The 24893-nt window shown below is 59.3% G+C and carries 35 protein-coding genes and 1 tRNA gene; 9 read left to right on the top strand and 27 right to left on the bottom strand.

Annotation, left to right across the window (positions count from 1 at the left end; all coding sequences use genetic code 11):
- The gene (gene aat / locus AC3IX4_RS20275; RefSeq protein ID WP_489257177.1) at positions 1–735 is read right to left on the bottom strand and encodes a leucyl/phenylalanyl-tRNA--protein transferase; all 735 of its coding nucleotides are present in this window, start codon (positions 733–735) and stop codon (positions 1–3) included.
- A gap of 455 nt (positions 736–1190) precedes the next feature.
- Between aat and AC3IX4_RS20270 the strand changes: the two genes are divergently transcribed.
- Genes AC3IX4_RS20270 through cysG form a run of 6 tightly spaced genes read left to right on the top strand, consistent with a single transcriptional unit; the run spans position 1191 to position 8724 of the window.
- Entirely contained in the window at positions 1191–3632 is a 2442-nt protein-coding gene (locus tag AC3IX4_RS20270; RefSeq protein ID WP_489261328.1) for a DNA translocase FtsK, read from the top strand.
- A gap of 59 nt (positions 3633–3691) precedes the next feature.
- Entirely contained in the window at positions 3692–4315 is a 624-nt protein-coding gene (lolA, locus tag AC3IX4_RS20265; protein ID WP_489257176.1) for an outer membrane lipoprotein periplasmic chaperone LolA, read from the top strand.
- Between the two features lie 20 nt (positions 4316–4335).
- The gene (locus AC3IX4_RS20260; RefSeq protein WP_489257175.1) at positions 4336–5661 is read left to right on the top strand and encodes a replication-associated recombination protein A; all 1326 of its coding nucleotides are present in this window, start codon (positions 4336–4338) and stop codon (positions 5659–5661) included.
- A complete protein-coding gene (gene crcB, locus AC3IX4_RS20255) occupies positions 5658–6032 on the top strand; it encodes a fluoride efflux transporter CrcB (protein ID WP_489257174.1) in 375 nt (124 codons plus the stop codon). Before AC3IX4_RS20260 ends, crcB begins: the two co-directional genes overlap by 4 nt.
- Before the next feature lie 16 nt (positions 6033–6048).
- The gene (gene serS, locus AC3IX4_RS20250) at positions 6049–7329 is read left to right on the top strand and encodes a serine--tRNA ligase (RefSeq protein WP_489257173.1); all 1281 of its coding nucleotides are present in this window, start codon (positions 6049–6051) and stop codon (positions 7327–7329) included.
- The gene (cysG, locus tag AC3IX4_RS20245; RefSeq protein WP_489257172.1) at positions 7330–8724 is read left to right on the top strand and encodes a siroheme synthase CysG; all 1395 of its coding nucleotides are present in this window, start codon (positions 7330–7332) and stop codon (positions 8722–8724) included.
- 130 nt (positions 8725–8854) lie between these two features.
- Here cysG and AC3IX4_RS20240 read toward each other — a convergent pair whose 3' ends face one another.
- The 8 genes from AC3IX4_RS20240 to AC3IX4_RS20205 form a co-directional block, all read right to left on the bottom strand.
- Positions 8855–9853, bottom strand: a complete 999-nt coding sequence (locus AC3IX4_RS20240) for a glutathione S-transferase family protein (RefSeq protein ID WP_489257171.1) — start codon at positions 9851–9853, stop codon at positions 8855–8857.
- Between the two features lie 90 nt (positions 9854–9943).
- A complete protein-coding gene (locus tag AC3IX4_RS20235) occupies positions 9944–10945 on the bottom strand; it encodes a glycosyl transferase family protein (protein ID WP_489257170.1) in 1002 nt (333 codons plus the stop codon).
- A complete protein-coding gene (locus AC3IX4_RS20230) occupies positions 10942–11277 on the bottom strand; it encodes a TusE/DsrC/DsvC family sulfur relay protein (RefSeq protein ID WP_489257169.1) in 336 nt (111 codons plus the stop codon). The genes AC3IX4_RS20235 and AC3IX4_RS20230 overlap by 4 nt, the downstream gene beginning before the upstream one ends.
- Positions 11274–11561 (bottom strand): sulfurtransferase complex subunit TusB, encoded by a 288-nt coding sequence (gene tusB / locus AC3IX4_RS20225; RefSeq protein ID WP_489257168.1) that lies wholly within the window; start codon positions 11559–11561, stop codon positions 11274–11276. Before tusB ends, AC3IX4_RS20230 begins: the two co-directional genes overlap by 4 nt.
- Complete coding sequence (gene tusC / locus AC3IX4_RS20220; RefSeq protein ID WP_489257167.1) at positions 11561–11920, bottom strand: sulfurtransferase complex subunit TusC; 360 nt, start codon at positions 11918–11920, stop codon at positions 11561–11563. The genes tusB and tusC overlap by 1 nt, the downstream gene beginning before the upstream one ends.
- 1 nt (position 11921) lies before the next feature.
- Positions 11922–12314, bottom strand: coding sequence for a sulfurtransferase complex subunit TusD (tusD, locus tag AC3IX4_RS20215; RefSeq protein ID WP_489257166.1), 393 nt, complete (start codon positions 12312–12314; stop codon positions 11922–11924).
- 70 nt (positions 12315–12384) lie between these two features.
- A complete protein-coding gene (locus AC3IX4_RS20210; RefSeq protein WP_489257165.1) occupies positions 12385–13770 on the bottom strand; it encodes a nucleobase:cation symporter-2 family protein in 1386 nt (461 codons plus the stop codon).
- A 100-nt stretch (positions 13771–13870) separates the two neighbouring features.
- Entirely contained in the window at positions 13871–14542 is a 672-nt protein-coding gene (locus AC3IX4_RS20205; RefSeq protein WP_489257164.1) for a Bax inhibitor-1/YccA family protein, read from the bottom strand.
- Between the two features lie 124 nt (positions 14543–14666).
- On the opposite strand from AC3IX4_RS20205, the gene AC3IX4_RS20200 reads away from it, so the two are divergent.
- Positions 14667–14754, top strand: a tRNA-Ser gene (locus AC3IX4_RS20200).
- Positions 14755–14874: 120 nt separating this feature from the next.
- On the opposite strand, the gene AC3IX4_RS20195 is transcribed toward AC3IX4_RS20200, so the two are convergent.
- From AC3IX4_RS20195 to AC3IX4_RS20150, 10 genes are all read right to left on the bottom strand, one after another.
- Positions 14875–15924: a tyrosine-type recombinase/integrase gene (locus tag AC3IX4_RS20195; protein WP_489257163.1), complete on the bottom strand. Its 1050-nt coding sequence runs from the start codon at positions 15922–15924 to the stop codon at positions 14875–14877.
- On the bottom strand, positions 15925–16167 hold the full coding sequence (locus tag AC3IX4_RS20190) for a DUF4224 domain-containing protein (protein ID WP_489257162.1): 243 nt from the start codon (positions 16165–16167) through the stop codon (positions 15925–15927). It lies immediately after the preceding gene.
- 45 nt (positions 16168–16212) lie between these two features.
- The gene (locus AC3IX4_RS20185) at positions 16213–16713 is read right to left on the bottom strand and encodes a hypothetical protein (RefSeq protein ID WP_489257161.1); all 501 of its coding nucleotides are present in this window, start codon (positions 16711–16713) and stop codon (positions 16213–16215) included.
- Positions 16714–16766: 53 nt separating this feature from the next.
- A complete protein-coding gene (locus AC3IX4_RS20180) occupies positions 16767–17687 on the bottom strand; it encodes a phosphohydrolase (protein WP_489257160.1) in 921 nt (306 codons plus the stop codon).
- A 47-nt stretch (positions 17688–17734) separates the two neighbouring features.
- Positions 17735–17965, bottom strand: a complete 231-nt coding sequence (locus AC3IX4_RS20175; RefSeq protein WP_489257159.1) for a hypothetical protein — start codon at positions 17963–17965, stop codon at positions 17735–17737.
- Positions 17966–18008: 43 nt separating this feature from the next.
- Positions 18009–18359 (bottom strand): hypothetical protein, encoded by a 351-nt coding sequence (locus AC3IX4_RS20170; RefSeq protein WP_489257158.1) that lies wholly within the window; start codon positions 18357–18359, stop codon positions 18009–18011.
- Positions 18356–18682 carry a hypothetical protein gene (locus AC3IX4_RS20165; protein WP_489257157.1) on the bottom strand — a complete coding sequence of 109 codons (327 nt, stop codon included), beginning with the start codon at positions 18680–18682 and terminating at the stop codon, positions 18356–18358. Before AC3IX4_RS20165 ends, AC3IX4_RS20170 begins: the two co-directional genes overlap by 4 nt.
- Before the next feature lie 84 nt (positions 18683–18766).
- Positions 18767–19063 (bottom strand): hypothetical protein, encoded by a 297-nt coding sequence (locus AC3IX4_RS20160; RefSeq protein ID WP_489257156.1) that lies wholly within the window; start codon positions 19061–19063, stop codon positions 18767–18769.
- The gene (locus AC3IX4_RS20155) at positions 19060–19308 is read right to left on the bottom strand and encodes a hypothetical protein (protein ID WP_489257155.1); all 249 of its coding nucleotides are present in this window, start codon (positions 19306–19308) and stop codon (positions 19060–19062) included. The genes AC3IX4_RS20160 and AC3IX4_RS20155 overlap by 4 nt, the downstream gene beginning before the upstream one ends.
- Positions 19289–20008: an HNH endonuclease signature motif containing protein gene (locus AC3IX4_RS20150; RefSeq protein WP_489257154.1), complete on the bottom strand. Its 720-nt coding sequence runs from the start codon at positions 20006–20008 to the stop codon at positions 19289–19291. Before AC3IX4_RS20150 ends, AC3IX4_RS20155 begins: the two co-directional genes overlap by 20 nt.
- A gap of 81 nt (positions 20009–20089) precedes the next feature.
- Here AC3IX4_RS20150 and AC3IX4_RS20145 point away from each other — a divergent pair, with 81 nt between their 5' ends.
- Positions 20090–20479, top strand: a complete 390-nt coding sequence (locus tag AC3IX4_RS20145; protein ID WP_489257153.1) for a hypothetical protein — start codon at positions 20090–20092, stop codon at positions 20477–20479.
- 64 nt (positions 20480–20543) lie between these two features.
- Here AC3IX4_RS20145 and AC3IX4_RS20140 read toward each other — a convergent pair whose 3' ends face one another.
- Positions 20544–21137, bottom strand: a complete 594-nt coding sequence (locus AC3IX4_RS20140; protein WP_489257152.1) for a hypothetical protein — start codon at positions 21135–21137, stop codon at positions 20544–20546.
- A gap of 120 nt (positions 21138–21257) precedes the next feature.
- Between AC3IX4_RS20140 and AC3IX4_RS20135 the strand changes: the two genes are divergently transcribed.
- Positions 21258–21461, top strand: coding sequence for a hypothetical protein (locus AC3IX4_RS20135; protein ID WP_489257151.1), 204 nt, complete (start codon positions 21258–21260; stop codon positions 21459–21461).
- On the opposite strand, the gene AC3IX4_RS20130 is transcribed toward AC3IX4_RS20135, so the two are convergent.
- The 7 genes from AC3IX4_RS20130 to csrA form a co-directional block, all read right to left on the bottom strand.
- Positions 21445–21807: a hypothetical protein gene (locus tag AC3IX4_RS20130; protein ID WP_489257150.1), complete on the bottom strand. Its 363-nt coding sequence runs from the start codon at positions 21805–21807 to the stop codon at positions 21445–21447. The genes AC3IX4_RS20135 and AC3IX4_RS20130 overlap by 17 nt on opposite strands.
- A gap of 78 nt (positions 21808–21885) precedes the next feature.
- On the bottom strand, positions 21886–22038 hold the full coding sequence (locus AC3IX4_RS20125) for a ribosome modulation factor (RefSeq protein ID WP_489257149.1): 153 nt from the start codon (positions 22036–22038) through the stop codon (positions 21886–21888).
- Positions 22035–22397, bottom strand: a complete 363-nt coding sequence (locus AC3IX4_RS20120) for a hypothetical protein (RefSeq protein ID WP_489257148.1) — start codon at positions 22395–22397, stop codon at positions 22035–22037. The genes AC3IX4_RS20125 and AC3IX4_RS20120 overlap by 4 nt, the downstream gene beginning before the upstream one ends.
- Positions 22398–22609: 212 nt before the next feature.
- Positions 22610–22996 carry a response regulator transcription factor gene (locus AC3IX4_RS20115; protein WP_489257147.1) on the bottom strand — a complete coding sequence of 129 codons (387 nt, stop codon included), beginning with the start codon at positions 22994–22996 and terminating at the stop codon, positions 22610–22612.
- A gap of 160 nt (positions 22997–23156) precedes the next feature.
- Positions 23157–23933 carry a hypothetical protein gene (locus AC3IX4_RS20110; RefSeq protein WP_489257146.1) on the bottom strand — a complete coding sequence of 259 codons (777 nt, stop codon included), beginning with the start codon at positions 23931–23933 and terminating at the stop codon, positions 23157–23159.
- Between the two features lie 65 nt (positions 23934–23998).
- Positions 23999–24301 carry a hypothetical protein gene (locus AC3IX4_RS20105; RefSeq protein WP_489257145.1) on the bottom strand — a complete coding sequence of 101 codons (303 nt, stop codon included), beginning with the start codon at positions 24299–24301 and terminating at the stop codon, positions 23999–24001.
- Positions 24302–24378: 77 nt separating this feature from the next.
- Positions 24379–24564 carry a carbon storage regulator CsrA gene (csrA, locus tag AC3IX4_RS20100; protein ID WP_489257144.1) on the bottom strand — a complete coding sequence of 62 codons (186 nt, stop codon included), beginning with the start codon at positions 24562–24564 and terminating at the stop codon, positions 24379–24381.
- Positions 24565–24893: the final 329 nt, after the last annotated feature.

The following is a 24893-nucleotide window of genomic DNA, read 5'->3' as shown; positions in this document are numbered from 1 at the left end:
TCAACCCCTATGGATTAAGTCTTTTGATAAGTGTAAGCCAGTCGCGCAATCTCGCCCAGTCATCCAGCTGGCACCATTGGGTTCATCCAGGTAGCGCTTGAGGTAATCGGCAAATTCGGCGCGAGAAATGGAGCGGGCGCCAAGGCTTTGCAAGTGATGGGTTGGCATCTGGCAATCGATCAGAACAAAACCTGCCTCACGCAGGTGCTCCACCAGCGTCGCAAAGCCTATTTTCGAGGCGTTGTCGGAGCGGCTGAACATCGACTCGCCAAAGAACAGCTTTCCCATTGCCAGCCCATAGAGACCGCCGACCAGCTCGTTGCCATCGCGCACCTCGACCGAATGAGCAAAGCCTTGCTGATGCAGCTTGAGGTAGGCGGCCTGCATGGCGCTGGTGATCCAAGTGCCGCCAGCGTAGTCGCGCGGGGCGGCGCAGGCTTGAATCACTGCGGCGAAGTCCTGGTCAAAGCTGACCTGGTAGCGCTGCTGGCGAAGCACTTTGCGCAGGCTGCGCGACACGTGCAGTTCTTCAGGAAACAACACAGTGCGAGGATCGGGTGACCACCAGAGTATCGGCTGGCCTTCCTCGAACCAGGGAAAGCAGCCATGGCGGTAGGCTTGTACCAGGCGCTCCGCGCTCAAGTCGCCACCGGCAGCCAGCAGCCCGTTGGGTTCGCGCAGGGCTTTTTCCAGCGGAGGAAATGTCAGGGTGTCGCGGTTAAGCCAGGTCAGCATGGTGATGTTCGAGTCAGAAGGGGAGGGCGCGATAGCCGTGAACGGCTACTGTGCGCGGTTCATTCAATTGTTGTCGAGGAACAGGTTTACATCCAGCGGCATCGCTGAGCGTATCAATCCAGAGCGATTCGGTCACGCTGGTACCTTTGCAACTCTACGGTACGAATGTGGTCGTAGGTCCAATCGGCAGCTTGCTGTGCGTGCTTCATAAAAACACCTCATAAGCCTTTGTCACAAAAGATAATGCGTGCTCAAATTAAGCGATATGAAAGTGCTGTCGGCTATGCTGGTCCGAAGCCATTGAGGCGTGGCATCGGCGTTGCAAACCCGTACAATGCCGGGTGGCCTTGCGTCGGGCCAGGGGCCTTCGGGCACAATGGACTTGGCAGTATGTTAAAAATAGTTGGACATCAACTTTCCACCTGGCCCAAACGGTCAGTTTTTCGTAGTCAATCATTTGTTGGACGCGCTACGAGCGCAGGAAAAGACGCGTTTTGAAGAAATCCACCGCAACATCCAATCCCGTGCCGCTCTGGCGCCAGCAACTGCACTACCGGCTCAAGGAAGGTGCGTTGATCGCCATGGGCGCGTTGTGCCTGTACCTGTGGATGGCGCTGCTGACCTACGATCAGGCTGACCCTGGCTTTAGCCATACCAGTAATGTCGATCAGGTGCAGAACGCCGCTGGCCGTGCGGGCGCCTGGTTTGCCGATGTGCTGTTCATGGTGCTCGGCTATTTCGCCTATATCTTCCCGCTGCTGCTGGCGGTCAAAACCTTTCAGATTTTCCGCCAGCGCCATGAGCCCTGGCAGTGGAGTGGCTGGTTGATTTCCTGGCGCATGATCGGGCTGGTTTTCCTGGTCTTGTCAGGTGCTGCGCTGGCGCATATCCATTTCCATTCGGCTTCCAGCCTGCCGGCTTCCGCGGGCGGTGCGCTGGGCGAAAGCCTGGGTGAATGGGCGCGCAATGCCTTGAACGTGCAGGGCAGCACGCTGCTGTTCATTGCACTGTTTCTCTGCGGCCTGACCGTGTTTACCGACCTGTCCTGGTTCAAGGTGATGGACCTGACCGGCAAGATCACCCTGGACCTCTTCGAACTGATCCAGGGCTCCGCCAATCGTTGGTGGGCGGCGCGCAACGAGCGCAAGCAACTGGTTGCGCAACTGCGTGAAGTGGATGAGCGTGTCGTTGATAGGGGGGCACCAGTTGTGCCTGAGCGCCGTGAGCCGGCCAAGGCGCGTGAGCGCATCATCGAGCCATCACTGGCCAAGCCCATTATTGCCCGTGAACCGCAGAGCGCACCGGTCATCATTCCTCCGGCAGCCGCCAAGGCGCCTGAGCCCAGCAAGCGCGTGCAGAAAGAAAAGCAGACTCCGCAGTTCGTGGACAGCGCGGTCGAAGGCACCTTGCCGCCGATCTCCATCCTTGACCCTGCCGAGAAAAAACAGGTCAATTACTCGCCTGAATCCCTGGCCGGTGTCGGTCAGTTACTGGAGATCAAACTCAAGGAGTTCGGCGTCGAAGTCGCGGTGGATTCCATCCATCCGGGCCCGGTGATTACCCGTTATGAAATTCAGCCAGCGGCCGGTGTGAAAGTCAGCCGTATCTCCAACCTGGCCAAGGACCTGGCACGTTCATTGGCGGTAACCAGTGTGCGGGTGGTGGAGGTGATCCCGGGCAAGACCACGGTCGGTATCGAGATCCCCAACGAAGACCGGCAGATGGTGCGCTTCTCCGAAGTGCTGTCTTCGCCACAGTATGACGAGGCCAAGTCGCCGGTGACCTTGGCGCTGGGGCATGATATTGGCGGCAAGCCGGTTATCACCGACCTTGCCAAGATGCCGCACCTGCTGGTGGCCGGTACGACCGGCTCCGGTAAGTCGGTGGGCGTGAACGCGATGATCCTGTCGATCCTGTTCAAGTCCAGCCCCGAAGATGCCAAGCTGATCATGATCGACCCGAAAATGCTCGAGTTGTCGATCTATGAAGGCATTCCCCACCTGTTATGCCCGGTCGTTACCGACATGAAGGACGCCGCCAACGCCTTGCGTTGGAGCGTGGCCGAGATGGAGCGTCGCTACAAGTTGATGGCGGCCATGGGCGTGCGTAACCTGGCGGGCTTCAACCGCAAGGTCAAGGATGCCGAGGAGGAGGGCGCGCCGCTCAGCGATCCGCTGTACAAGCGCGAGAGCATGCACGACGAGGCGCCGCTGCTGAAAACCTTGCCGACCATTGTGGTAGTGGTTGACGAATTTGCCGACATGATGATGATCGTTGGCAAGAAGGTCGAAGAACTGATTGCCCGTATCGCACAAAAGGCCCGAGCGGCCGGTATCCACCTGATCCTCGCTACCCAGCGCCCCTCAGTGGATGTGATCACCGGTCTGATCAAGGCCAACATTCCCACGCGCATGGCGTTCCAGGTGTCGAGCAAGATCGACTCGCGGACCATCATCGACCAGGGCGGTGCCGAGCAACTATTGGGCCATGGTGACATGCTGTATATGCCACCGGGTACCAGCCTTCCGATTCGGGTGCATGGTGCGTTCGTTTCCGACGAAGAAGTTCACCGGGTTGTAGAGGCCTGGAAGCTGCGTGGCGCCCCGGATTACAACGACGACATTCTCAATGGTGTCGAAGAAGCCGGTAGCGGTTTCGAAGGTGGCGGTAGCGGCGAGGGCGGCGACGATGCCGAAACGGATGCGTTGTACGACGAAGCCGTGCAATTCGTGCTCGAGAGCCGCCGAGCCTCCATCTCTGCGGTGCAGCGCAAGCTCAAGATTGGTTACAACCGTGCGGCGCGTATGATCGAATCCATGGAAATGGCCGGTGTGGTGACTGCCATGAATACCAACGGCTCGCGTGAAGTGATTGCGCCGGCGCCGATGCGCGATTGATGAAAAAGTACCGGGCGCTGCAACAGCGGCCGGTTTATTGATTTTTGATGAGGATTCCCATGCGCCTGATCCGCATGTTGTTGGTTTCTGCACTGACGTTCGCCGTACTGCCGGCTCATGCCGATGAAAAAGACGTGGCCCGTTTGACCCAGTTGCTGGAGAAGTCCCAGACACTGAGCGCGAGGTTTTCCCAGTTGACCCTTGATGGCAGCGGTACCCAGTTGCAGGAAACGGCCGGGGAGATGTCAGTCAAGCGTCCAGGCCTTTTCTACTGGCACACCGATGCACCACAAGAGCAGTTGATGGTCTCCGACGGCCAGAAAGTCTCGTTGTGGGACCCGGACCTTGAGCAAGTCACCATCAAGAAGCTCGACCAGCGCTTGAACCAGACGCCAGCGCTGCTGCTGTCCGGTGATGTGTCGAAAATCAGCCAGAGTTTCGATGTCAGCGCCAAGGAAGCGGGCGGTGTGATCGACTTTACCCTCAAGCCCAAGACCAAGGACACGCTGTTTGACTCGCTGCGCCTGTCCTTTCGCAACGGGATGATCAACGATATGCAGCTTATCGACAGTGTGGGTCAACGCACCAACATTCTCTTTACCGGGGTCAAGGCCAACGAGCCGATCGCTGCCAGCAAGTTCAAGTTCGACATCCCCAAAGGGGCTGATGTCATTCAAGAGTAATCGAGGCTAGCCGCACGCCCATGGATCTGTTTCGTAGTGAACCCCTCGCCCAGCCGTTGGCAGCGCGCTTGCGCCCGGCCAGCCTGGACGAGTACGTTGGCCAGGAGCATGTGCTCGGGCGCGGTAAGCCCCTGCGCGAAGCGCTTGAGCAGGGTGCCCTGCATTCGATGATCTTCTGGGGGCCGCCTGGGGTGGGCAAGACAACCTTGGCGCGGCTTCTGGCGAAGGTTTCAGATGCACACTTCGAAACGGTTTCTGCAGTGCTGGCGGGCGTGAAGGAAATTCGCCAGGCGGTCGAAATCGCCAAGCAGCAGGCTGCCCAATACGGTCGGCGCACCATCCTTTTTGTCGATGAAGTCCACCGCTTCAACAAGTCTCAACAGGATGCGTTCTTGCCCTACGTGGAAGATGGCACCCTGATCTTTATCGGTGCGACGACCGAAAACCCTTCATTCGAATTGAACAACGCCTTGCTTTCGCGAGCGCGGGTCTACGTGCTCAAGAGCCTGGACGAAGCGGCGCTGCATAAACTGGTGCAACGTGCCCTTAGCGAAGAGCGCGGCTTGGGCAAGCGTCACCTGACCCTCGGCGTGGAAGGTTTCAAGATGCTGCTGGCCGCCGCCGATGGCGATGGCCGTCGCCTGCTGAATCTTCTGGAAAACGCATCGGACCTGGCTGAAGACAACAGCGAAATAGGCATCGAGCTGCTGCAAAGCCTGCTGGGTGATACGCGCCGCCGCTTTGACAAGGGCGGCGAAGCCTTTTACGACCAGATTTCCGCCCTGCACAAGTCGGTGCGCGGTTCCAATCCGGACGCCGCGCTGTATTGGTTTGCGCGGATGCTCGATGGCGGATGCGACCCCTTGTACATCGCCCGGCGCGTGGTACGGATGGCCAGTGAAGATATTGGTAACGCCGACCCGCGCGCCTTGAGCCTGTGCCTGGCTGCCTGGGACGTGCAAGAACGCCTGGGCAGCCCCGAAGGCGAGTTGGCCGTCTCCCAGGCCATTGTCTACCTGGCCTGTGCGCCAAAGAGCAACGCGGTGTACATGGGCTTCAAGGCGGCAATGCGTGAAGCGGCCGAGCATGGTTCGCTGGAGGTGCCGCTGCACCTGCGCAATGCACCGACCAAGTTGATGAAGCAGTTGGGCTACGGCGATGAATACCGTTATGCCCACGATGAACCCGATGCCTACGCCGCTGGCGAGGACTATTTCCCCGACCAACTTGAGCCGCGCCCCTATTACCAGCCGGTACCTCGCGGGTTGGAGTTGAAGATTCGCGAGAAGCTCAGCCACTTGGCCGAGCTGGACCGATTGAGCCCGCGACAGCGGAGAAAACCATGATTTTGGTGGTTGCCGCTGTCAGTGCTGGCGGTATTGCAGGGACCCTGTTGCGGTTTGCAACAGCCAATTGGGTCTCTGCCCACTGGCCACGCCACTTTTATGCCGGTACGCTGGCCGTCAATCTTGTCGGCTGCCTGCTGATCGGTGTGTTGTACGGGCTGTTTCTGCAGCGCCCGATCGCACCGGTGGAGTTGCGGGCGGGCCTGATAGTCGGTTTCCTTGGGGGGCTGACGACCTTTTCATCTTTTTCACTGGACACCGTACGCCTGCTGGATAGCGGGCAAGTGCCGTTGGCGCTGGGGTACGTGGGGCTCAGTGTAATTGGCGGGCTGCTCGCGACCTGGGCCGGCCTGTCCCTGACCAAATTCTGATAGACGAGAAACCGATATGCTCGATTCCAAACTGTTACGTAGCCAACTCCAGGACGTAGCGGATCGCCTTGCCTCCCGTGGCTTCAGCCTGGACGTGGCGCGCATCGACGCGCTGGAAAACCAGCGCAAGGTCGTGCAGACCCGCACTGAACAATTGCAAGCCGAGCGTAACGCCCGTTCCAAATCCATCGGCCAGGCCAAGGCCCGTGGCGAAGACATTGCGCCGCTGATGGCAGACGTTGATCGCATGGCTGGCGAGTTGGCCAACGGCAAGGTCGAGCTGGATAGTATCCAGGCCGAGCTGGACGCGATCTTGCTGGGTATTCCCAACCTGCCGGATGCTTCGGTGCCAGTCGGTGATGATGAAGACGGCAACGTCGAAGTTCGTCGCTGGGGCACCCCTGCCGCGTTTGACTTCCCGGTCCAGGACCACGTGGCCTTGGGCGAAAAGAATGGTTGGCTGGACTTTGAAACCGCCGCCAAACTGTCCGGTGCCCGGTTCGCTCTGCTGCGCGGCCCTATCGCCCGCCTGCACCGTGCGCTGGCCCAGTTCATGATCAACCTGCACGTCACCGAGCACGGCTACGAAGAGGCCTACACGCCTTATCTGGTTCAAGCACCGGCGCTGCAAGGCACTGGTCAATTGCCGAAGTTCGAAGAAGACCTGTTCAAGATCAGCCGTGAAGGCGAGGCCGACTTCTACCTGATTCCGACCGCTGAAGTGTCGCTGACCAACATCGTTGCCGGCGAGATCCTGGACGCCAAGGAACTGCCGATCAAGTTCGTGGCCCACACGCCGTGCTTCCGCAGTGAAGCGGGTGCTTCTGGTCGTGATACCCGCGGCATGATTCGCCAGCACCAATTCGACAAGGTCGAGATGGTCCAGGTGGTTGAGCCGAGCACGTCGATGGAAGCGCTGGAAAGCCTGACCGCCAACGCCGAGCGCGTTCTGCAGGCCCTGGAACTGCCGTATCGCGTCCTGGCGCTGTGCACCGGTGACATGGGCTTCAGCGCCGTCAAAACCTATGACCTGGAAGTGTGGGTCCCGAGCCAGGACAAATACCGCGAGATTTCCTCGTGCTCCAACTGTGGCGACTTCCAGGCCCGCCGCATGCAAGCCCGCTGGCGCAACCCGGAAACCGGCAAGCCTGAACTGGTTCACACACTCAATGGCTCGGGCCTGGCCGTTGGCCGTACCCTGGTCGCCGTGCTGGAAAACTATCAGCAGGCCGACGGTTCCATCCGCGTGCCAGAAGTATTGAAACCGTACATGGGCGGCCTCGAGGTCATCGGCTAAATGGACTTTCTGCCGCTGTTCCATAACCTGCGGGGCAGCCGAGTGCTGGTCGTGGGGGGAGGCGAAATCGCCTTGCGCAAGTCGCGCCTGTTGGCCGATGCCGGTGCCGTATTGCGCGTGGTGGCGCCCCAGATCGAGGCCCAATTGGCCCAGTTGGTCGATGGCAGCGGCGGTGAAGCCCTCTTGCGTGGCTACGTCGAAGCGGACATGGACGGCTGCCAGCTGATCATTGCCGCCACTGACGATCAGGCGCTCAACGCCCAGGTTTCCGGTGATGCCAAGCGCCGCTGTGTGCCGGTCAATGTGGTGGATGCGCCGGCCTTGTGCAGCGTGATCTTCCCCGCCATTGTCGATCGCTCACCCCTTGTGGTGGCGGTCTCCAGTGGCGGTGATGCTCCGGTGCTGGCGCGCCTGATCCGCGCCAAGATGGAAACCTGGATTCCGTCCGCTTACGGTGAGTTGGCCGGTTTGGCGGCGCGCTTTCGCGCACGGGTCAAGGGTTTGTATCCCGATGTCCAGCAGCGTCGGGCATTTTGGGAGGAGGTGTTCCAAGGGCCGATTGCTGACCGCCAGCTGTCGGGGCAGGGGGCTGAGGCCGAACGCTTGCTTCAGGCAAAACTCGACGGTGCACCGCCCCAGGCTCAAGGTGAGGTGTATCTGGTGGGTGCGGGCCCTGGTGACCCGGATCTGTTGACCTTTCGCGCATTGCGGCTGATGCAGCAGGCTGACGTGGTCCTCTATGATCGCCTGGTAGCCCCGGCAATCCTGGAGCTGTGCCGACGCGATGCTGAGCGCCTGTATGTGGGCAAGCGTCGCTCTGATCATGCTGTTCCGCAGGATCAGATCAATCAGCAGTTGGTGAGCCTGGCCAAGCAGGGCAAGCGGGTGGTGCGCCTCAAGGGCGGCGATCCGTTTATCTTCGGTCGAGGCGGTGAAGAGATCGAAGAACTGGCTGCCCATGGCATCCCGTTCCAGGTCGTTCCCGGTATCACCGCTGCCAGCGGTTGCGCGGCTTACGCAGGCATCCCGTTGACTCATCGCGACTACGCCCAGTCAGTGCGGTTTATCACAGGCCATCTCAAGGACGGTACCAGTGACCTACCGTGGGATGATTTAGTGGCGCCGGCACAAACCCTGGTGTTTTACATGGGGTTGGTGGGCTTGCCGATTATTTGTGAGCAGTTGATCAAGCACGGTCGCGCTGCTGATACGCCGGCAGCGTTGATCCAACAAGGTACCACGGTCAATCAACGGGTCTTTACCGGCACGCTGGCGGATCTGCCCGAACTGGTCGCCGAGCATGAGGTGCACGCACCCACGCTGGTGATAGTGGGTGAAGTGGTGCAGTTGCGTGAGAAGCTTGCCTGGTTCGAAGGCGCTCAGGCACAGAGCTGATTCGGCGATAACCCCTCTGCGCAATGCAGAGGGGTTTTTACTTTGGGGTAGGAGCCGGCTTTAGCCGCGATGAATGCACCGCGGTGCATCAGGCAAACCGCGGTGCATTCATCGCAGCCGAGGCTGGCTCCTACATCCTCCAAATCCCCTTGCCTGGCAACCGCTCCCGATCGTGGGGCGCGGTGAAGTCTTGCTGGGGGCCTTTGGGCACGATCGCGGTTGGATTGATCGTCAGGTGACTGGCGTAATAGTGATGCTTGATATGCTCGAAATCGACCGTTTCAGCCACGCCCGGCCACTGGTACATCTCGCGCAGCCAGTTCGACAGGTTGGGGTAATCGGCAATGCGGTGCAGGTTGCACTTGAAATGCCCGAAGTACACGGCATCAAAGCGAATCAAGGTGGTAAACAGGCGCCAATCGGCTTCGGTCAGGTATTCGCCGGCCAAATAGCGACGCTCATTGAGCAATTGCTCAAGGTGACCCAGTTCGGCGAACAGTGAATCAAACGCCTCTTCGTAGGCGCCTTGCGAAGTGGCGAAACCTGCCCGGTACACGCCGTTATTGATGTTCGGATAAACCCGCTCGTTCACCTCATCGATCGTGGTGCGAAGCGGCTCAGGGTAAAAGTCCAGGTGATTACCGGTCAGCTCATCAAATGCATTGTTGAACATGCGGATGATTTCTGAGGATTCATTATTGACGATCCGTTGTCGTTGTTTGTCCCATAACATCGGCACCGTGACGCGGCCGCTGTAGTACGGATCATCACGGGTGTAGCGTTGATGGAGAAACTGCAGATCATCCAGCTTGTCGCCGGTAGAGCCTAGCGCTTGATTGAAGGTCCAGCCGTTCTCGCCCATCAGCCAGCTGACTACCGACACATCGATCAGGCTTTCCAGGCCCTTGAGCTTGCGCAGGATCAATGTGCGGTGAGCCCAAGGGCAGGCCAGTGAGACGTACAGGTGATAGCGACCCCGCTCGGCCGCAAAGCCGCCATCGCCACTGGGACCGGGCGACCCATCTGCCGTCAGCCAATTGCGCCGTTGTGCCTGCTCGCGCTGGAACTCACCCTTTTGACTGCTTTCGTACCACTGGTCGCGCCACTGTCCTTCAATCAGCAAGCCCATTCTGAACGCCTCCGGTCATTTGATCGTTGGAGTCCAGTGTAAAGAGAACCGTTCGAACAAACAGCGCAAAGGCTGGGGCGTTATCATCGATTAAATCGATTTGTTGCGGTTTTCCCAGTAGCTGCGCGCCGTCTCAAAGCCCTCTTCACGCGTCGCCCCCAAGCCTCGGAGCGCTAATGCCATCGTCGAGATGAGGGCCATTTCGCCATAACTGTCGTTTTGTTCACCGCGCCATACCGCCAGCAATTGTGAAGGATCAAGGCTTGCGGGTTTTACGTGGCGCTGTGTGGCGAGTGCTGGCCATTCTTCGTCCCAGTCCTGTCCGCCCGTTGTACCGTAGAGATGGCTTGGGCTGTCGGGGTTTACTTCGATCTCGCCGCCATCACCCTTGATGACGATAGCGGTGTCGCCCAGCAGCGTACTGGCCGCGCGGTGAACGGCCTGGTAACCGGGATGGAATATGCTTTGCAGGCCGCAGCGAGCCCCCAAGGGGTTAAGCACGCGAGCCAGCGAGTGAATGGGCGAGCGCAGGCCCAGGGTGTTGCGCAAATCGATCATGCGTTGCAGGCGGGGCGCCCAGTCCATCAACGGATGGAACGCCAGGTGTTGCTTGTCTAGCGCCTGAGCGACGCTGGCCCAATCGCGGCATAGCGGGATATTCAGGGTTTCAAGCAGTTGCTCGGTATACATCCTGCCAGCCGTATGGGCGCCGCCACCGTGGATCAGGATTCGTACGCCATTACCAGCCAGGCATTTGGCGGCCAGCAGGTACCAGGGCAGGTGGCGTTTTTTGCCGGCATAGGTGGGCCAATCCAGGTCTACAGCGATGGCAGGCGCGTTCAGGCGCACGCGTAGGGCTTCGGTAAAGCCTGCGAGTTCGTCCGGGCTTTCTTCCTTGTGGCGCAGCAGCATCAGGAAGGCGCCCAGTTGGGTGTCTTCAACCTTGTCGTCGAGCAACAAGCCCATGGCTTCACGCGCTTCTTCACGGGTCAGGCTGCGCGCACCGCGTTTGCCCTTGCCAAGAATGCGGACGAACTGGGCGAACGGGTGTTCTTCCGGGGTTTCGGTGATCAGCGCAGGATGGTCGGTCATATGCAATTGGTCGGCTTGGGCAGGCCCGCCAGCTTGGCGGCAAGTTTGGCGGGGGTGCCATTGAACAGGCGGTTCAGGTGCAGGCTATTGCCTTTTTCCGGCCCGAGTTTCAGGGCGGTGTATTTGATCAGGGGACGAGTGGCTGGTGACAGCTGGAACTCCTGATAGAACTGGCGCAACAGCTCCAGCACTTCCCAGTGAGCAGGGCTCAGGGTCAGATCTTCGCGGACAGCCAGCGCTTGTGCAACCTGGGGGGACCAGTCGTTGAGGTCGGCCAGGTAGCCGTCTTTATCCAGCGGTATCTGGCGCTCGGCGATCATCAAGGTATTCATAGCCAGCTATTAACCTTATCGAAGCGAATGGACAGCTCGACAAAACCTGGGTAATCGACCTGTTGTACATCACTTTGGATTGCCCGCGCTTGCAGGTCTTCCGCAAGGGCAAACAGCCGAGTGCCCAGTGCGCTGAGCTTGCGCAGTGGCTCGCTGCCAGCTTGCAAAGCATAGGTGGCGTCGCCGGTCAGCAGAATCGCATCGTCAGCGCCCAGCAGGCGCAAGCAGCTGTCCAGGCGATTGTCACCGAACGGGGAATGGGACAATACATGCAAGGTAGTCATCAGAGCGTAATCACCTGGTCGTAGCGGCCAACAAGGGCTTTGAGCGCGTCATCAGAAAGCAGTTGCACGGGCAGGCTCAATTTCTGCGGGTCAATACCGCGCTCCAGCAGGCTGCTATTGCAGGCATAGAGGTCTTCGATGCCGAACATGGGCAAAGCCTGAAGATTAGCGGCGAGGTTTTTTTGCTGCACTTGGGTGGGCTGCTGGTTGCTCAGCAGTTGGAACACGCCGTCATCGAGAAACAACATGGCCAACGGCAAATCAAAAGCACCGCCGGCCAGCACGATATCCAGCGCTTCACGTGCGCCAGGGCCAGACCATGGCGCCTGACGGCTGATCAATAGCATCGATTTAGCCATCTCAGTGCCCTCCAAAACAAACGAGCCGGTCGGCGATTTGCGCCGCTTCATGCAATTGGCCAAGGCCGGACAACTCCCAGGGCGCAGGTAAGTTCACGGCGGAGCGTTGATAGCGTTGTGCTTCTTGCTCATCGAGCACGCCGCGGCGAAGAGCAGCGGCGATGCAGACCACCCCATCGAGACCGTTCTGGCTGACGAAGTCACGCCAAAGCGCCGCAGTGTCCTGCTCATCCTGGGGGCTGACGATATTACCTGAGGCGCTGTGCACGCCGTCCTGGTAGAAAAACAGACGGACAATTTCATGCCCGCCCGCCAGCGCTGCTTGAGCAAATAGCAAAGCGCGGCGGGAAGAAGGCGCATGAGCGGGGGCAAAAACGGCGATGGCAAATTTCATGGTTGACTCTGTCAGCAAATCTTCCGGAATGATAAAGCCAGCCGCCGCAAAAAGCCCGCGCCCGCGTCAATCAGGCGGCTTGGGGCTTGTGGGTTTCGGGCAGAAACCAGTTCAGCACCAGCGCACAAATGCCGCCGGTAGCAACGCCAGACTCCAGTACGTTACGCAGCGCCGACGGCATATGAGCCAGGAACTCCGGCACCTGCGCAACGCCCAGCCCCAGCGCCAGCGACACGGCGATGATCAGCAATGCACGGCGATCCAGATTGATGCTCGCCAGGATATTGATCCCCGAGGCCGCCACCGCACCGAACATCACCATGGCTGCGCCGCCCAGCACCGGCTCCGGGACCGCCTGGATGACCCCCGCCACGGCCGGGAACAGGCCCAGCAGTACCAACATCAGTGCGATCCAGATACCGATGTGGCGGCTGGCGATGCCGGTCAGTTGGATCACGCCATTGTTCTGGGCGAAGATCGAACTTGGGAAGGTATTGAACACACCGGCCAATAGCGAGTTGGCACCGTTGACCAGCACGCCGCCCTTGATGCGCTGCATCCACAGAGGGCCTTCTACCGGCTGGCGCGAGACTTTGCTGGTAGCCGTGACATCACCAATGGCTTCCAAGGAGGTGACCAGATAGATCACCAGCATCGGGATAAACAGCGACCAGGAAAAGCTCAAGCCGAAATGCAGTGGCATCGGCACCTGGAAGATAGCCGCCTCATGCATGCCGGTGAAGTTCAAGCGGCCCAGCCAGGCCGCCAAGGCATAACCTGCCGCCAGCGCGATGACAATGGCGCAGCTGCGCATCCAGACCACTGGAATGCGGTTGAGCACCACAATAATGGCCAGCACCATGCCGGACAGCATCAGGTTTTCGCCATTGGCGAAGGTGCCGTCAGCCATTGCCGAAAATCCGCCGCCCATGCTGATCAGGCCTACTTTGATCAGGGTCAGGCCGATCATCAGCACCACGATCCCCGTCACCAACGGGGTAATCAGGCGTTTGACGAAGGGTAGGATGCGCGAAATCCCCATTTCCACAAAGGAGCCCGCGATCACCACACCGAAAATGGCCGCCATCACCGCTTCCACGGGCGTGCCTTGCTTGACCATCAGCGCGCCGCCTGCGATCAGCGGCCCGACAAAGTTGAAGCTGGTGCCTTGGACAATCAGCAAGCCCGCGCCAAAAGGCCCAAGACGACGGCATTGCACAAAGGTGGCGATACCGGAAATCACCAGCGACATGGAGACGATCAGGTTGGTATCACGCGGCGAAACCCCGAGCGCCTGACAGATCAACAGCCCTGGCGTCACGATTGGCACGATGATCGCCAGCAAATGTTGCAGTGCAGCTAGCAGGCCAATCAGGAGGGGAGGCCGATCCTCCAGGCCCAGCACCAATTCATGGTCCTGTACGGGAGTGTCAGGCGACTTTTCGAGGGAACTCATGGGGGGTGCCTTTGGAAAAAAAGGCGCAATTCTACGGATAGCCCAGCGAACACGCAAAGAAAAGCCCGCCGAAGCGGGCTTTCTTTGCACCTTCTATCGATCAGTCGTCGCGGCTCATCAGGCCAAACAGCTGCAGCAGGCTGACGAACAGGTTGTAGATCGACACATACAGGCTGATGGTGGCCATGATGTAGTTACGCTCGCCACCGTGAATGATCGCGCTGGTCTGGAACAGAATGCAGACCGACGAGAACAGTACGAAGCCTGCGCTGATTGCCAGTTGCAGGCCGCTGATCTGGAAGAACAGGCTGGCCAGGACAGCGCCCATCAGCACAAAGAAACCAGCGGTGATGAAGCCACCCAGGAAACTCATGTCCTTGCGGGTGATCAGTACATAAGCGGACAAGCCGCCGAATACCAGCGCCGTCATTGCAAACGCAGAGCTGACGACTTCAGCGCCGCCTTGCATGCCCAGGTAACGGTTGAGGATCGGGCCCAGCAGGAAGCCCATGAAACCGGTCAAGGCAAACGTGGACACCAGGCCCCAGACCGAATCGCGCAACTTATTGGTGAGGAAGAAAAGGCCGTAGAAGCCAATCAGCACCACGAAAATGTTCGGGTAACCGACCCGCATCTGCTGCGCCACATAAGCCATGACGCCGCTGAAGAGGAGGGTAATGGCCAGCAGGCCGTATGTGTTGCGCAGGACCCGGCTGACTTCTTGCTGTTCGACCTGCTGGCCGTGGTTGACGGCGTAATCCTGTTCGCGCATGGCGACACTCCTGTGGGTTTTGAAACGTTCAGATGCAAAGATCATAACAGCTGATTTCAATCAGGCTACACAGAGAGTTTGACAGTGTGTTTCATTTCGGTATTATGGCGGCCGCAATACAGCTGGAAGCGTGGCCGAGTGGTTTAAGGCAACGGTCTTGAAAACCGTCGATGGGCAACTATCCTAGAGTTCGAATCTCTACGCTTCCGCCAATTTCAAAGCCCTGATTATTCAGGGCTTTTTGCGTTTCTGGGGGCAAAGAAATTCCGCTCCAGAAGCATCTTTAGAGCATGGGGTTCCGAAACTTTTCGGAATCAGTTCCGAAACTAAGCCTATTTGGACGGTTTCGCGATGGCGCCCACTCGCCGATAAACGCGCTCAGTGATGTCGCCCTTGGTGTGCCCAAGCAGCAGGCTGGCGTCTTCGATGTCCTTGATTTCAGATGCCGCTTTAGGCCGTATATCGCGGAACTGGAACTGTGTGATCCTGGCTGCCAGAAGCGTATCGCCATTGTCCAAAGCTGCCGCCTTGGCCAGCTCCCTGGCATCATCCCAGCGGTTGCGGAGCATCGGCGCCGACATACGCTTGCCCCTTTCGCTGACAATCAAGTAGCTCGATGTATGCTGCGCATTGCGCGCGGCCATCTGCTTGATCAGCACCCCCAGGCTGTTATCCATGCCATCGATCGTCAGCATGATCCGAAGCTTCTTCTGGGTTTTGTTCTGCTGCACCACCAGGTATTCACCCTCGATGTCATCCCGCCTCATCACCAGCACGTCCGCCGGACGCTGGCCCGTCAGATACGCCAGATCCATGGCGTCCTTCAGTTCAGGCACTGCCTTCTTGTACACCGCATTCCACACCGCATCGTTGGCGTAATAGTCGCGCGGCGTCTCCTTGTTCTTGCGCACACCCTGGCATGGGTTCTCTTTTGCGGTGAGCCCCCATTCCCTGGCCATGTTGAATACGTGGGACAGGGTGGCGATCTCGCGGTTTGCCCGAACCTTTGCCGTCCGGGCATCCCGGTACCGAGCGATCATTGCCGGCGTGATGGCATCGATCGGGGCGCTGTCGAAGGTTGGGCGAAGCTGGCGTAGCTCCGAAAGGTTGTCCTTCTGCGTGCGCGCACCTTTCTTGGGAATGATGTCGCGCTCGTACCGGTCGAAGATCGCCTTCATCACTCGCAGGTCCTGAGGCTTTTCCTTGGCCTCCAGTTCGGCCCATTTCATTCTGGCCAGGTCCAGGTCCGACCCCAGCGCAATTTCCTTGCCCAGGGCGTCGCGGTAGTAGTAGCCCACCCAGACCTTGCCGGTTTTGCGCTTTCGCTTGCGGCGGTAGACGTTCGGCGGCAGGTCTCGGTTTTCGGTTTTGCGCGGTCGCATTCAGTTCACTCGGGAAAAATCAGGTGTCCATGTCGGTGTCGGCAGAGATGGCGGGGCGACCGGCATCACTTCAAGGGTCACGCCCAGCTTCATCCGCGCGTATTGGCGGCCAACGAGTGGTCGGCCGCCGCGGCTCAAGATGTAGTGCCAGTTGCGCTCATCCAGCCAGCGGCGCTGCCAGCCCCTGGCCTTGTAGCCGGTCAGGTCGGCCAGTTCTTCGTCCGAAAGGATTTCGGTTTCCATGGGATAGGCTCCGCGCCGCGCGTGGCGGCAGAGGTGGGGAGGGGTTTAGGCGGTGGACTTGGCTGCTTTGGCGTGACCAATGCAAACCTTGGTCGGCTCGCCTCGGTCATTGAAGTGGGCGTGACACATGAAGCCCTTGTGGTCGTAAGCCATAAACTCGGCGTCGCAGGTGGTAATCGGGGATTGATTGGCAATTGAACCAAGGCGGTAAGCACACCCGTGACAAGCTCCGTCAGGGTCGCACTTGCTTGCCAGCTGAACGCCCTGGCATGCGCCAAAAATGGTTGGCAGGTTCACGCTATCGAACTTATCGGGATGGACGCCGCACTCATTGATGAGCACTGCATCGCTCATTTCGGCGCAGTTTGCCGCGACTGAGTTGGCCATGCCGATGAATTGGGCGAGAAGCTCTACCAGCCGGTCCGACCCATGTCGTTCCAATACGGCCCGTATCATTGTTCGCCGCCAACTCAGGTCGTGCTGCCCAATGGCGGCGATGATTAGTGCATCGTCAGCCGACATGCTGTATTCGGTATTTTCAGCCATAGGTCCTCCTGCCCGCCTACTGGCAGGCTTGAGTTGTTGTAGTGGGGAGGGGGTTATAAGGTGAGTTCGTGCCCGAAAGGCACTCGGAAACCTGCGGCGTTTCGGTGCCCGCCGCCGCCGTACTGGCTGGCGATCGCAGAAACATCCATCCCTTCATTTGTGCTGCGCAGGCTGAACACCCGGCCGGTTGGGGTATCCCAGTAGCAGGCTGCAAACGGCTCGCCCTGCGCCATCAGGTGGCCGGCATCACTGGTTAGGGTGTAGGGCAGGCTGGCGGCCGGTACGTCGTGCCCGCCGATTACCAGGCGGCGCTTTGTGACGGCCACCAGCTCGGCAATATCCTTGTGGTGCTTCCTCTCAATGGCGGCGCCGTCTGACCGGAGGGTCTCTACGTCGGCCGCCATCAAGTGATCCCAAACTTCGAAGTCGTAGGGGTAGCTGAACAGGTTCGCCTGGATCTCACGCGTTCCGTCCAACTTGAACAGCCAGAGATCCCGGTCCTCGATATGACGCAGCAACTGCGGTGGCTCTTGGCCGGGGAAGAAGTGATCCCAGGCCAGCATGGCTCCACTGCGCTCCATGTCGAAGCAGCACGCAATGGCCGGGGAGTTCTGCGAAGCCATGAAGGAATGAGCGCTTACACACCCCAGCGAGACGGAGCCGTCGGCGTTACGTCCGTCAATCCTGACGCCCGCGTGGAATGGCGGGAATCGTTGCAGGTCCTCGGCGGCAGACTTGTGGTGATCGAGCACGATAATGCTGCTGGCCTTCCAGCTCATCGATACCAGCACGTCGTACTTGTAGCTGAAGTCCACGATAATGACGTCTTTGCCTTCCACATCTGGCGGCTCTTCCCCGTAGACGCCGGCCACGAACTCGACAGAGTCACCAAGAGCCTTGCGAACAACCCAGGCGGCGCCGAAGCCGTCAGCGCAGTTGCCGTGATAGATACACATAGTTTTGTTTGCGGACATAGTTGATCCTCGCCCGCCTACCGGCAGGCTTGATTTGTTGTAGGGGGTTAACGCTGCTCGAGCGTGGTGGTGACAGCCTCGACCTTCACCTTGCCGATGATTTTGGTGCTGTCGATGTGATCTTTGAACAGGCGATTGAGGCGGCCGATTGCTGCCTCCCGCGCTTGGTCATGGACTTGGCCGGTGGTGCAGTCGGGCCCCCAGCTGCCCAAGTTGGAAAGCTCCAGGGTCACCGTTACCTTGGCGCCTGTGGTTGTTCGACCGTATGGCTTACTCATCGAGGCCCCCTGTAGATCAGGTAGGCCATGTAGGTGAGGGCGATCATGGCTTCGTCCCCTGTGAACGGGCCATGGCCCTGTCCATCAGGGCTATCGACTTGCGGCGCCGCTCTTGGACTTCAGCTCTGTCAGGGTCATAGCTCGGTCCCAAGTAGGTCTTTGGGTCCTTTTCCATGGCGCGTTTCACGCGCTGGAAGTTCTCGTCTCGCTGCCAGGCCCCGCTGTACACCAAGAACGGCTTCTTGCCCTGTGTCTCGGCCTCGGCTAGCTTCCAGATAGCCTGGCGGTCGAAGGTCATGAGCATGTCCATCGCGCAAACGGCGAGGCGGAGCTCGTCGTAGTCCGGGCGCTCGCCCGATCTCGCGGCCTCAATGATTTCGCCAAGTGTCTTCATGACTTCACCTCGCGCCGCGCCCACCAGCAGACCGGGCCGTCGTCGGTGTCGTTGATCGAAAGGCAGAACCAGCCTTCGCCACTTGGTCGTGCCGGCTCCCAGTAGCTGCAGTCCGGGTCCTGGCTCTCGAAGTAGCGATCGGCGATTGCTTCGTCAGCAAACTCAAGGCTGACCATGTCAACCTCCAGGCGCTGCTCCGCGATCCACGCTTTGCTCTTGTCGTCGTCGCCTTCATCGAAGGTCGGCAGGTCGGGATGCCAGAACATCCCGTTTTCGTCGCGGACAACTGCTACGGGCTGTATCAGCTTGATTTCTTCAGGCATGACTACTCCTGCCGCGGCTGCGGCTATTCGATCTGCTCAATAGAGGGGAGAGGGGTTTACGCATGCTGGAGTACAAATGTACTCCTAGGCGCCCGGGCAGCCTTTGAAGGCTAGCCAAATGTAGTGGCGCCCTTTGGCGGTGACCTTGATCTTGCCGGTCTTTTTGTTCCAGCTGATCAGGCGAAGCTCTTCCAGGATGGTGGTCAACGTGTGGCCCTGGTGCCAGGCGGCCAGGGCCTTGATGCAGCCTTGGGCCAGCAGGCCACGGTAATCGGTGTGGCCGAAGTTGGTGCCCTGGAATGCACACTGCATCTGCTCGTCGGTCACAAGGTCGGTGACGGCGTTTACGCTCGGGTCGCGCAGGTAGCACTTGTGGGTCATGGCCGCGGCACTGCAGCAATTTTGGGTGGCAGCGCGTCGCGCTCCGACTCGATGAAGCCCGTGCTCTTTGCCTCCCCGTCCGTTGCATTGATGAACATGACTTCAACCTTGGCCGAGTCCACCAGCACCTTGGCCACATCAGCTATCGCCTTGGCGCGCTCGATGTCCATTGGCTTGTCCTGGTCCTGCAGGGCCTCCAGCGTTGCGAACAAGTGATTCCGCAGATCAGTCATCTTGTTTTTCATTGGTTACCTCCCTGATAGCCTTTTTCAGCTTCCCGAGCTGGCGAATGGTGTCTTTCAATTCCGGCGGGTAGCGGTGGATGGTGTTGCGACGCATGTTCTCGGCCCGGGTGACGAGCTCAAGGTTGTCGATTTCAATGTGGGCAGTGTTACGATCGCGAAAGACCACGATGTGGCCGGCGGGGACAGGGCCGTGGGCTTCTTCCCAGATGATCATGTGCACCGACTTCCACCGGCGGTGTGCTGGCCCGTCGTCGTGCGTTTTGCGCTGCCTGATACCGTCTGCCGTGACGCGCTCGCTGCCAACTGGCACATGGTTGTGGGGCATCGCTCCAGGACTGAACCTAGTCTCGGCCGACCTGCCGCCGGAAACGAAGTTGGTGCCTTTGTTCCAGGGTTCTTGACCTTTCTGGAATCGAGAGCCGATCCCGGGATTGTTGTCGCGCCTGAGCCGGCAGGCGTGTTCGCTGGCGAGATAGCTCTCGCTTCGCTTCAGGCCGAGTGCGTATGCCTTGTTGTAGATCGCCCAGTACGGCCGCTCAAACACCTTGAGCAGCTCAGGCATTGGCGTGTCTGGGTACAGCTGGGTCAGTCGCTGCTCTTCCTCTGGCGACCAAGGTTTGCGGTCCTTGGTCTTTCGCGCTGGCACGCTACTGAGGCGCGCCCACGCGCTGTCCAGCGCTTGTTGAGCTATTGGGGTCATGGTGGCCTCGCCGGAGTGGCGTGATTCGTTGAAGTGGGTTATTGCTTAAGGCTCGACATGGCGCCGACTTGGGAGATACCCATGCTTGAGTCTGATATCGATGCAGAGCTTGTGAATGAATTCTTCGAGTACATCCAGGATGCGGAGGTACGAGAGGCGTTCATTTACTTAGTTGGCGCGTTCACCTGTCTTCGGTCAGTCAGCTGGACTGTGAAAAATCAGGGTGTGGTCCGATCTTTTCGCGTCTACCAAGATGGGAAACGGTATTTTTCCCTGATGCCGTCTCAGCAAAAGATCAACTTCCACTTCCGCCCTCCGGTGTTGAGGGACGGGATTTACCAGAAGGAAGAGATCAGGAGGATCTTCGATAGCTTTTACGATTCATCGCATAAGGATGACGAGCATTGGGCCGTCGATATTCGTAGCATCGATGACGCCCGACTACTAATTCGTACCCTTAACCTCCGATGATCAGTTTCGAGCGACTGCCAAATAGCCGAGGTAGGAAAAGGCGCTGGCGGGCTGCGCAGGAGGGTCAGGCCATGTAGGCCCGGTCGAAGTCGCTCGCTGAATGGCGCGGCCGCTGACGAAACTCCTTCAGCGCTGCCTTGTAGCTGGCCTTGGCTGCTTTCATGGTCGAGGCCCATTCACCCGCGACCTCAAGTGGTTCGTATGGCGGCCAGTAAGAGGATCTGGAATGGCGCCAAGCACTGCCGCGTGGATAGCGGACCATGCGATATTCGCGCTTCCCGTACTCGCCGCGATCTTGGAATTTCGGCTGGTTGATACCGAGGAAGTGGGCGAACCCGTCGTAGCACTCGCACTCATCCAGGTAGGCATCAAACTTGGTGCGTTTGGGTGGAGCAGGCAAAGGCGGCATCTTGGCCAGGGCGAATTGCTCACCATCGGCAGTTGCCCGGTAAACGACCTCATCCTGTGAACAGAAGGCCGGCGGCTTACCGCAGGTCATCAGGCCTGAGGCGACCAGAACGTCGAGGTTGTTCGCGTCGTCGTAGCCTGGGCTTGTCAGGAAGTGGTTGCGCGTGATGGTGCGGCGGTGGCGGTGTTCCGGGCAAATGCCTAGGGTGTGCCAAAGCAGGCCGAGCTGCTTGTCGGTGAATTCGGTCATGGTTTTCTCCATGCATGCACCGCGCTCCGTGGCTGGATGCGGCAGATGGTTTAGTGATGGCGTGTTGCTATATGATTCACCGCTTACCGATGGCTGCGGCCTAAAACAGAAGGGACTCACATGAAACTGAAGATCGTTGCGCTGGGCTTTATCGCCGCCTTGGCTGGCTGTAGCTCTGCTGGCCCGTATGTCACGAACATTTCGAGCGATGGCCGCAACGGCCTGAACATCGAGAAGTGCTCCGTGGAGCTGAATGCGTTCATGAGCACCGTGAGCACCACTGAGTGCACCATGCAGAACCTGCGTCTTAGTCGTACTGAGTGATTTCCGGCCCCAGGATATCGTCGCCTGGGTCACGCTTGATCTCGGCCAGGCTGGCATTCCTGAACTGACGCGCTAGTTTTGGAGTTACTTCAAAACCTGACGTGTCAGGGCGCAGGATCGAAGCCTGGTCCTCGATGCTTGCGTTGATCAGGTGAAGAGCCAGGCTCTGCCAGACCTCCTGCGCGTTGGTGAATCCGTGCAGCAGCATCACCTTTCGCAATCCCTGGCGAATGCCAGTGGGAACATCGATTTTCAGTGTCTCTATGCCCAGCTTCTCGCGCTCGGCATCCTTCTTTTTGCGATACGTCTTTGAGTGCTTTGCTGCTGGTGTAATCGCCTCGGCCATCGCCGTTACCTCCGATACCGCTTGGCGGGATGTTGATGTGTTGCCGGCGCCGCTTCTGCACCTGGTGGGAGATTCGTTTCAAGACGAAAGCTCCATGTCCTTGTCGTGCCAGCCGGCCATCCACCATGCGCCGATGACGCTGATAGGACTGAACGGGCAGGCCAGTCGGCTACAGCCGCTTTCACGACCAGAGCGCCCGGCGTAGTAAGCGTTGGGAATGTCGTCGCTCATTGCTTGGCGCCGTACCACGCGAATAGGACCATGATCGCGCCGGCTACCATTGCGAAGCGCAGCATGTTCTTGCTGAGCACCTTCGCTGCAGATGCGGTGTTGCCGATTGCGCACGTCTTGCGCTCCAGCTGCTGAGCGTAGCCGCAGGCGTTGAGATGGCCGAAGCGCGGACCACGGATGACGCCGGTATGGCGGTCGACGATCTCGAAGGTGTTCGCGCCCTTGGGCACCACGCTAAAGCGCAGCGCTTGGCCGGGAGCCGGTGTGCTGATCTTCTGGTAGAAGTCTGCTGTGGCCACCCTCAATTGCTGGCGAGCGACGTCGAGCAAGTTGCGTTGTTGGCGAATGGTCTGGTTCATGGCACGTCCTCATTGTGGTTTGCGTTCATTCGTCAGCACCCGAGCCAGGTGCTGGCGGATAAAGGCAGGCAAAAGAAAGCCCGGCGACCCGGGCTCTCGACTCACAAACGCCTCCGTATGCGAGCAATGTCCGACCGCGCATTGGGCGGTGCCGGTGGCTGTCGTTTACATGGCTGCATCCTCCGGTGTCGCCACTGGGAAGGCAGTGGCGCCTATGCGTGGAGCTCAACCGCTTCGGCCTTGCGGACGATTCGGACTTGAGCGGTGCGGCGATCCGGCGCGCGGCGATCGCGGCGCAGCGGGTCGGTGTCGTCGATGACGGCGTGCATGGCGATCAGGCTGGCCAGCAGGATGCAGATCGGGCAGATGATTTGCCTACGCATGGCCTCGGCCACCAGCGCGGCCTGGCGGTTCACGTCGAGTTTGAACATGGCGCTGGTTAGCCGCTTAGCGACGGTGCCCGGCGCGATGCCGATCATTCGGGCGATTTCCTTGGCGGTCAGGCCCTGGGCAACAAAGAGGGTGCATTCCAGTTCGCGCGGCGCCAGGCCCCGGCCGAGATAGCCAGTCCAGCTGCCGTTCTTGATCATCGATTCCATGCGGTGTTCTCAGTGAGGTTGGCTGCATTGGTCGTGACGCTCGCCCGAGCCGTGAAGCACCCGGACCAGGGGAGGGTAAACGTCACGGCCAATGCAGCCTGGTGATGGGGGGTACCAGGTGATTGGGCAGTTAACGGCAGGCTGCCGTGGCGCTGGTTGTTCAGTCGTAAAGGCCGTAGTTCAGGTCGTCCGGGGCGCAGTCAATGACCAGAATTGCATTGCCGAAGTACAGCGAAGCGATCATGCGTTCCCAGTCCGACCGGATTCGCATGTTGATTGCCACCTTCTTGTCGTCGAGCTGGGCCGAATACACATCGCCAAACTCGTCACACTTGCGCCAGTGGTTTTCAGCATCGCGCTTGCCAGTGATCTTCATGTGAATGCTGTGCTTCAGCTGGTAGTTCTCGCGGCGGCGGCCGGTGCGGTCTCGATCTTCAGGCTCCTCATCCAAGTAGATATGCATGAACTTGGCGTCCATTCCGTAGTTGTCGCCTTCTTCGATGCGGATCTCTGGGCGCTCCCAGTGCTCCTCGGCGGCCCGCTCTTTGTGGTCTTCGATGAAGGCCGAGAGCAGTTTGTACAGAGACACCTCGCCAGTGATCAGACCTTTGCCGGTCAGCACTTCGGCAATGGACTTGTCGGCCTGCTCGATGATGGAGGAGTGCACAGCGGCAGCCTCCCAGCGCTCGCGCAGTGCGTTGGCGATCAGCGCGTTGTAACGCTGAAGCTCGAATACGTCAGAGACGTTGGCCGGCAGTGCGGCCTTGACCGCCTCCTTGATCGCCCCGCCGAAATCGCCATAGGACCGGAACGTATCGCTCACGACTTCCTTGAACAGCTTCTCGATGCCTTCGTCGATCAGCTCGCGCGGGCGATCTGACAGGGCATATGCGGTGACTCGCTCGGCCAATAGTTCTTGAAGGGTTTGCTGGCTCATGAAGTGATCCATCCTTGTTTGGTTGATTTCCCGTCTGGCCCTGTCGCCAAGGCCAGCCAGTGAAATCAGATAATTGCCGTCATGGTCTTGGAGCCGTCGCCATGCTCGGTGGTGATCATCATCGGGGAGGGCCGTCGGCCGCGCCGGATGATGGCATTCGCTTGCGTAAACACCTGGTTGTGCTCACCGTCGCCATCTGGAAGCAGAGAGCTGCATACCAGGCCAGAGCAGTCCTCGCCGTTCGGGCCTTCGCCGTCGTGCGCAATGGCAAAGCTCGCCATCATTGCGATGCCTTGATCCTTGCAGATGCTGATGATTTGGAGCATCAGCGGGCTGATCAAGCTGTCGTAAACCTGTTCTTTGTTCATCTTTTGCTCCTGATACTGTTGGGCGCTTGTCATCCTAAAGCGCCCGGTCACCCAGGCGCTTCAGTGATGCTTTCCGGTCAGGCCGCTGCTTCCTTGACCTGCTCATCCTGGATGCGCTTGTAGATTTCTTGGCGGTGCACCGTTACTTCCTTCGGCGCTACCACCCCGATGCGTACCTGCTGGCCGTTCACTTCGAGCACCGTCACGGTGATGTCATCGTTGATTCGGATCGTTTCGCCGCGACGGCGGGTGAGTATCAACATGTCCTGCTCCTTGGTTGTCATCCCAAAGCACCCGGTTGCCCAGGTGCTTCAGTGATGCTTTCCGCGCTACTGCCTCCGACGGCGTTCACGCTCGATTTGGTTGGCCTTGAGCTTCCCTGTTCGCTGCGACCTGGTCGGCTTATCGCAGTGGTCATCGGGTACTGGTTCGCTACACGACTACCTGCAGCTCGGCGGCCGGCTGGGTATGGGCAGTTCGTCGTGGGCTGCGGGTCCGAATACCCGCTGGGCTTCCTACTTCATGGCGTGTTTCCTCCTGTGGTGTTTGTTCCGCTCCATGCGCTGCGCCCGATTCGTATCACTGGCCGGCG

The organism is Pseudomonas sp. KH_021, from assembly GCF_057838865.1.
Note: the sequence above shows the minus strand (reverse complement) of the source record. Positions and strands in the feature narration are given on the sequence as shown.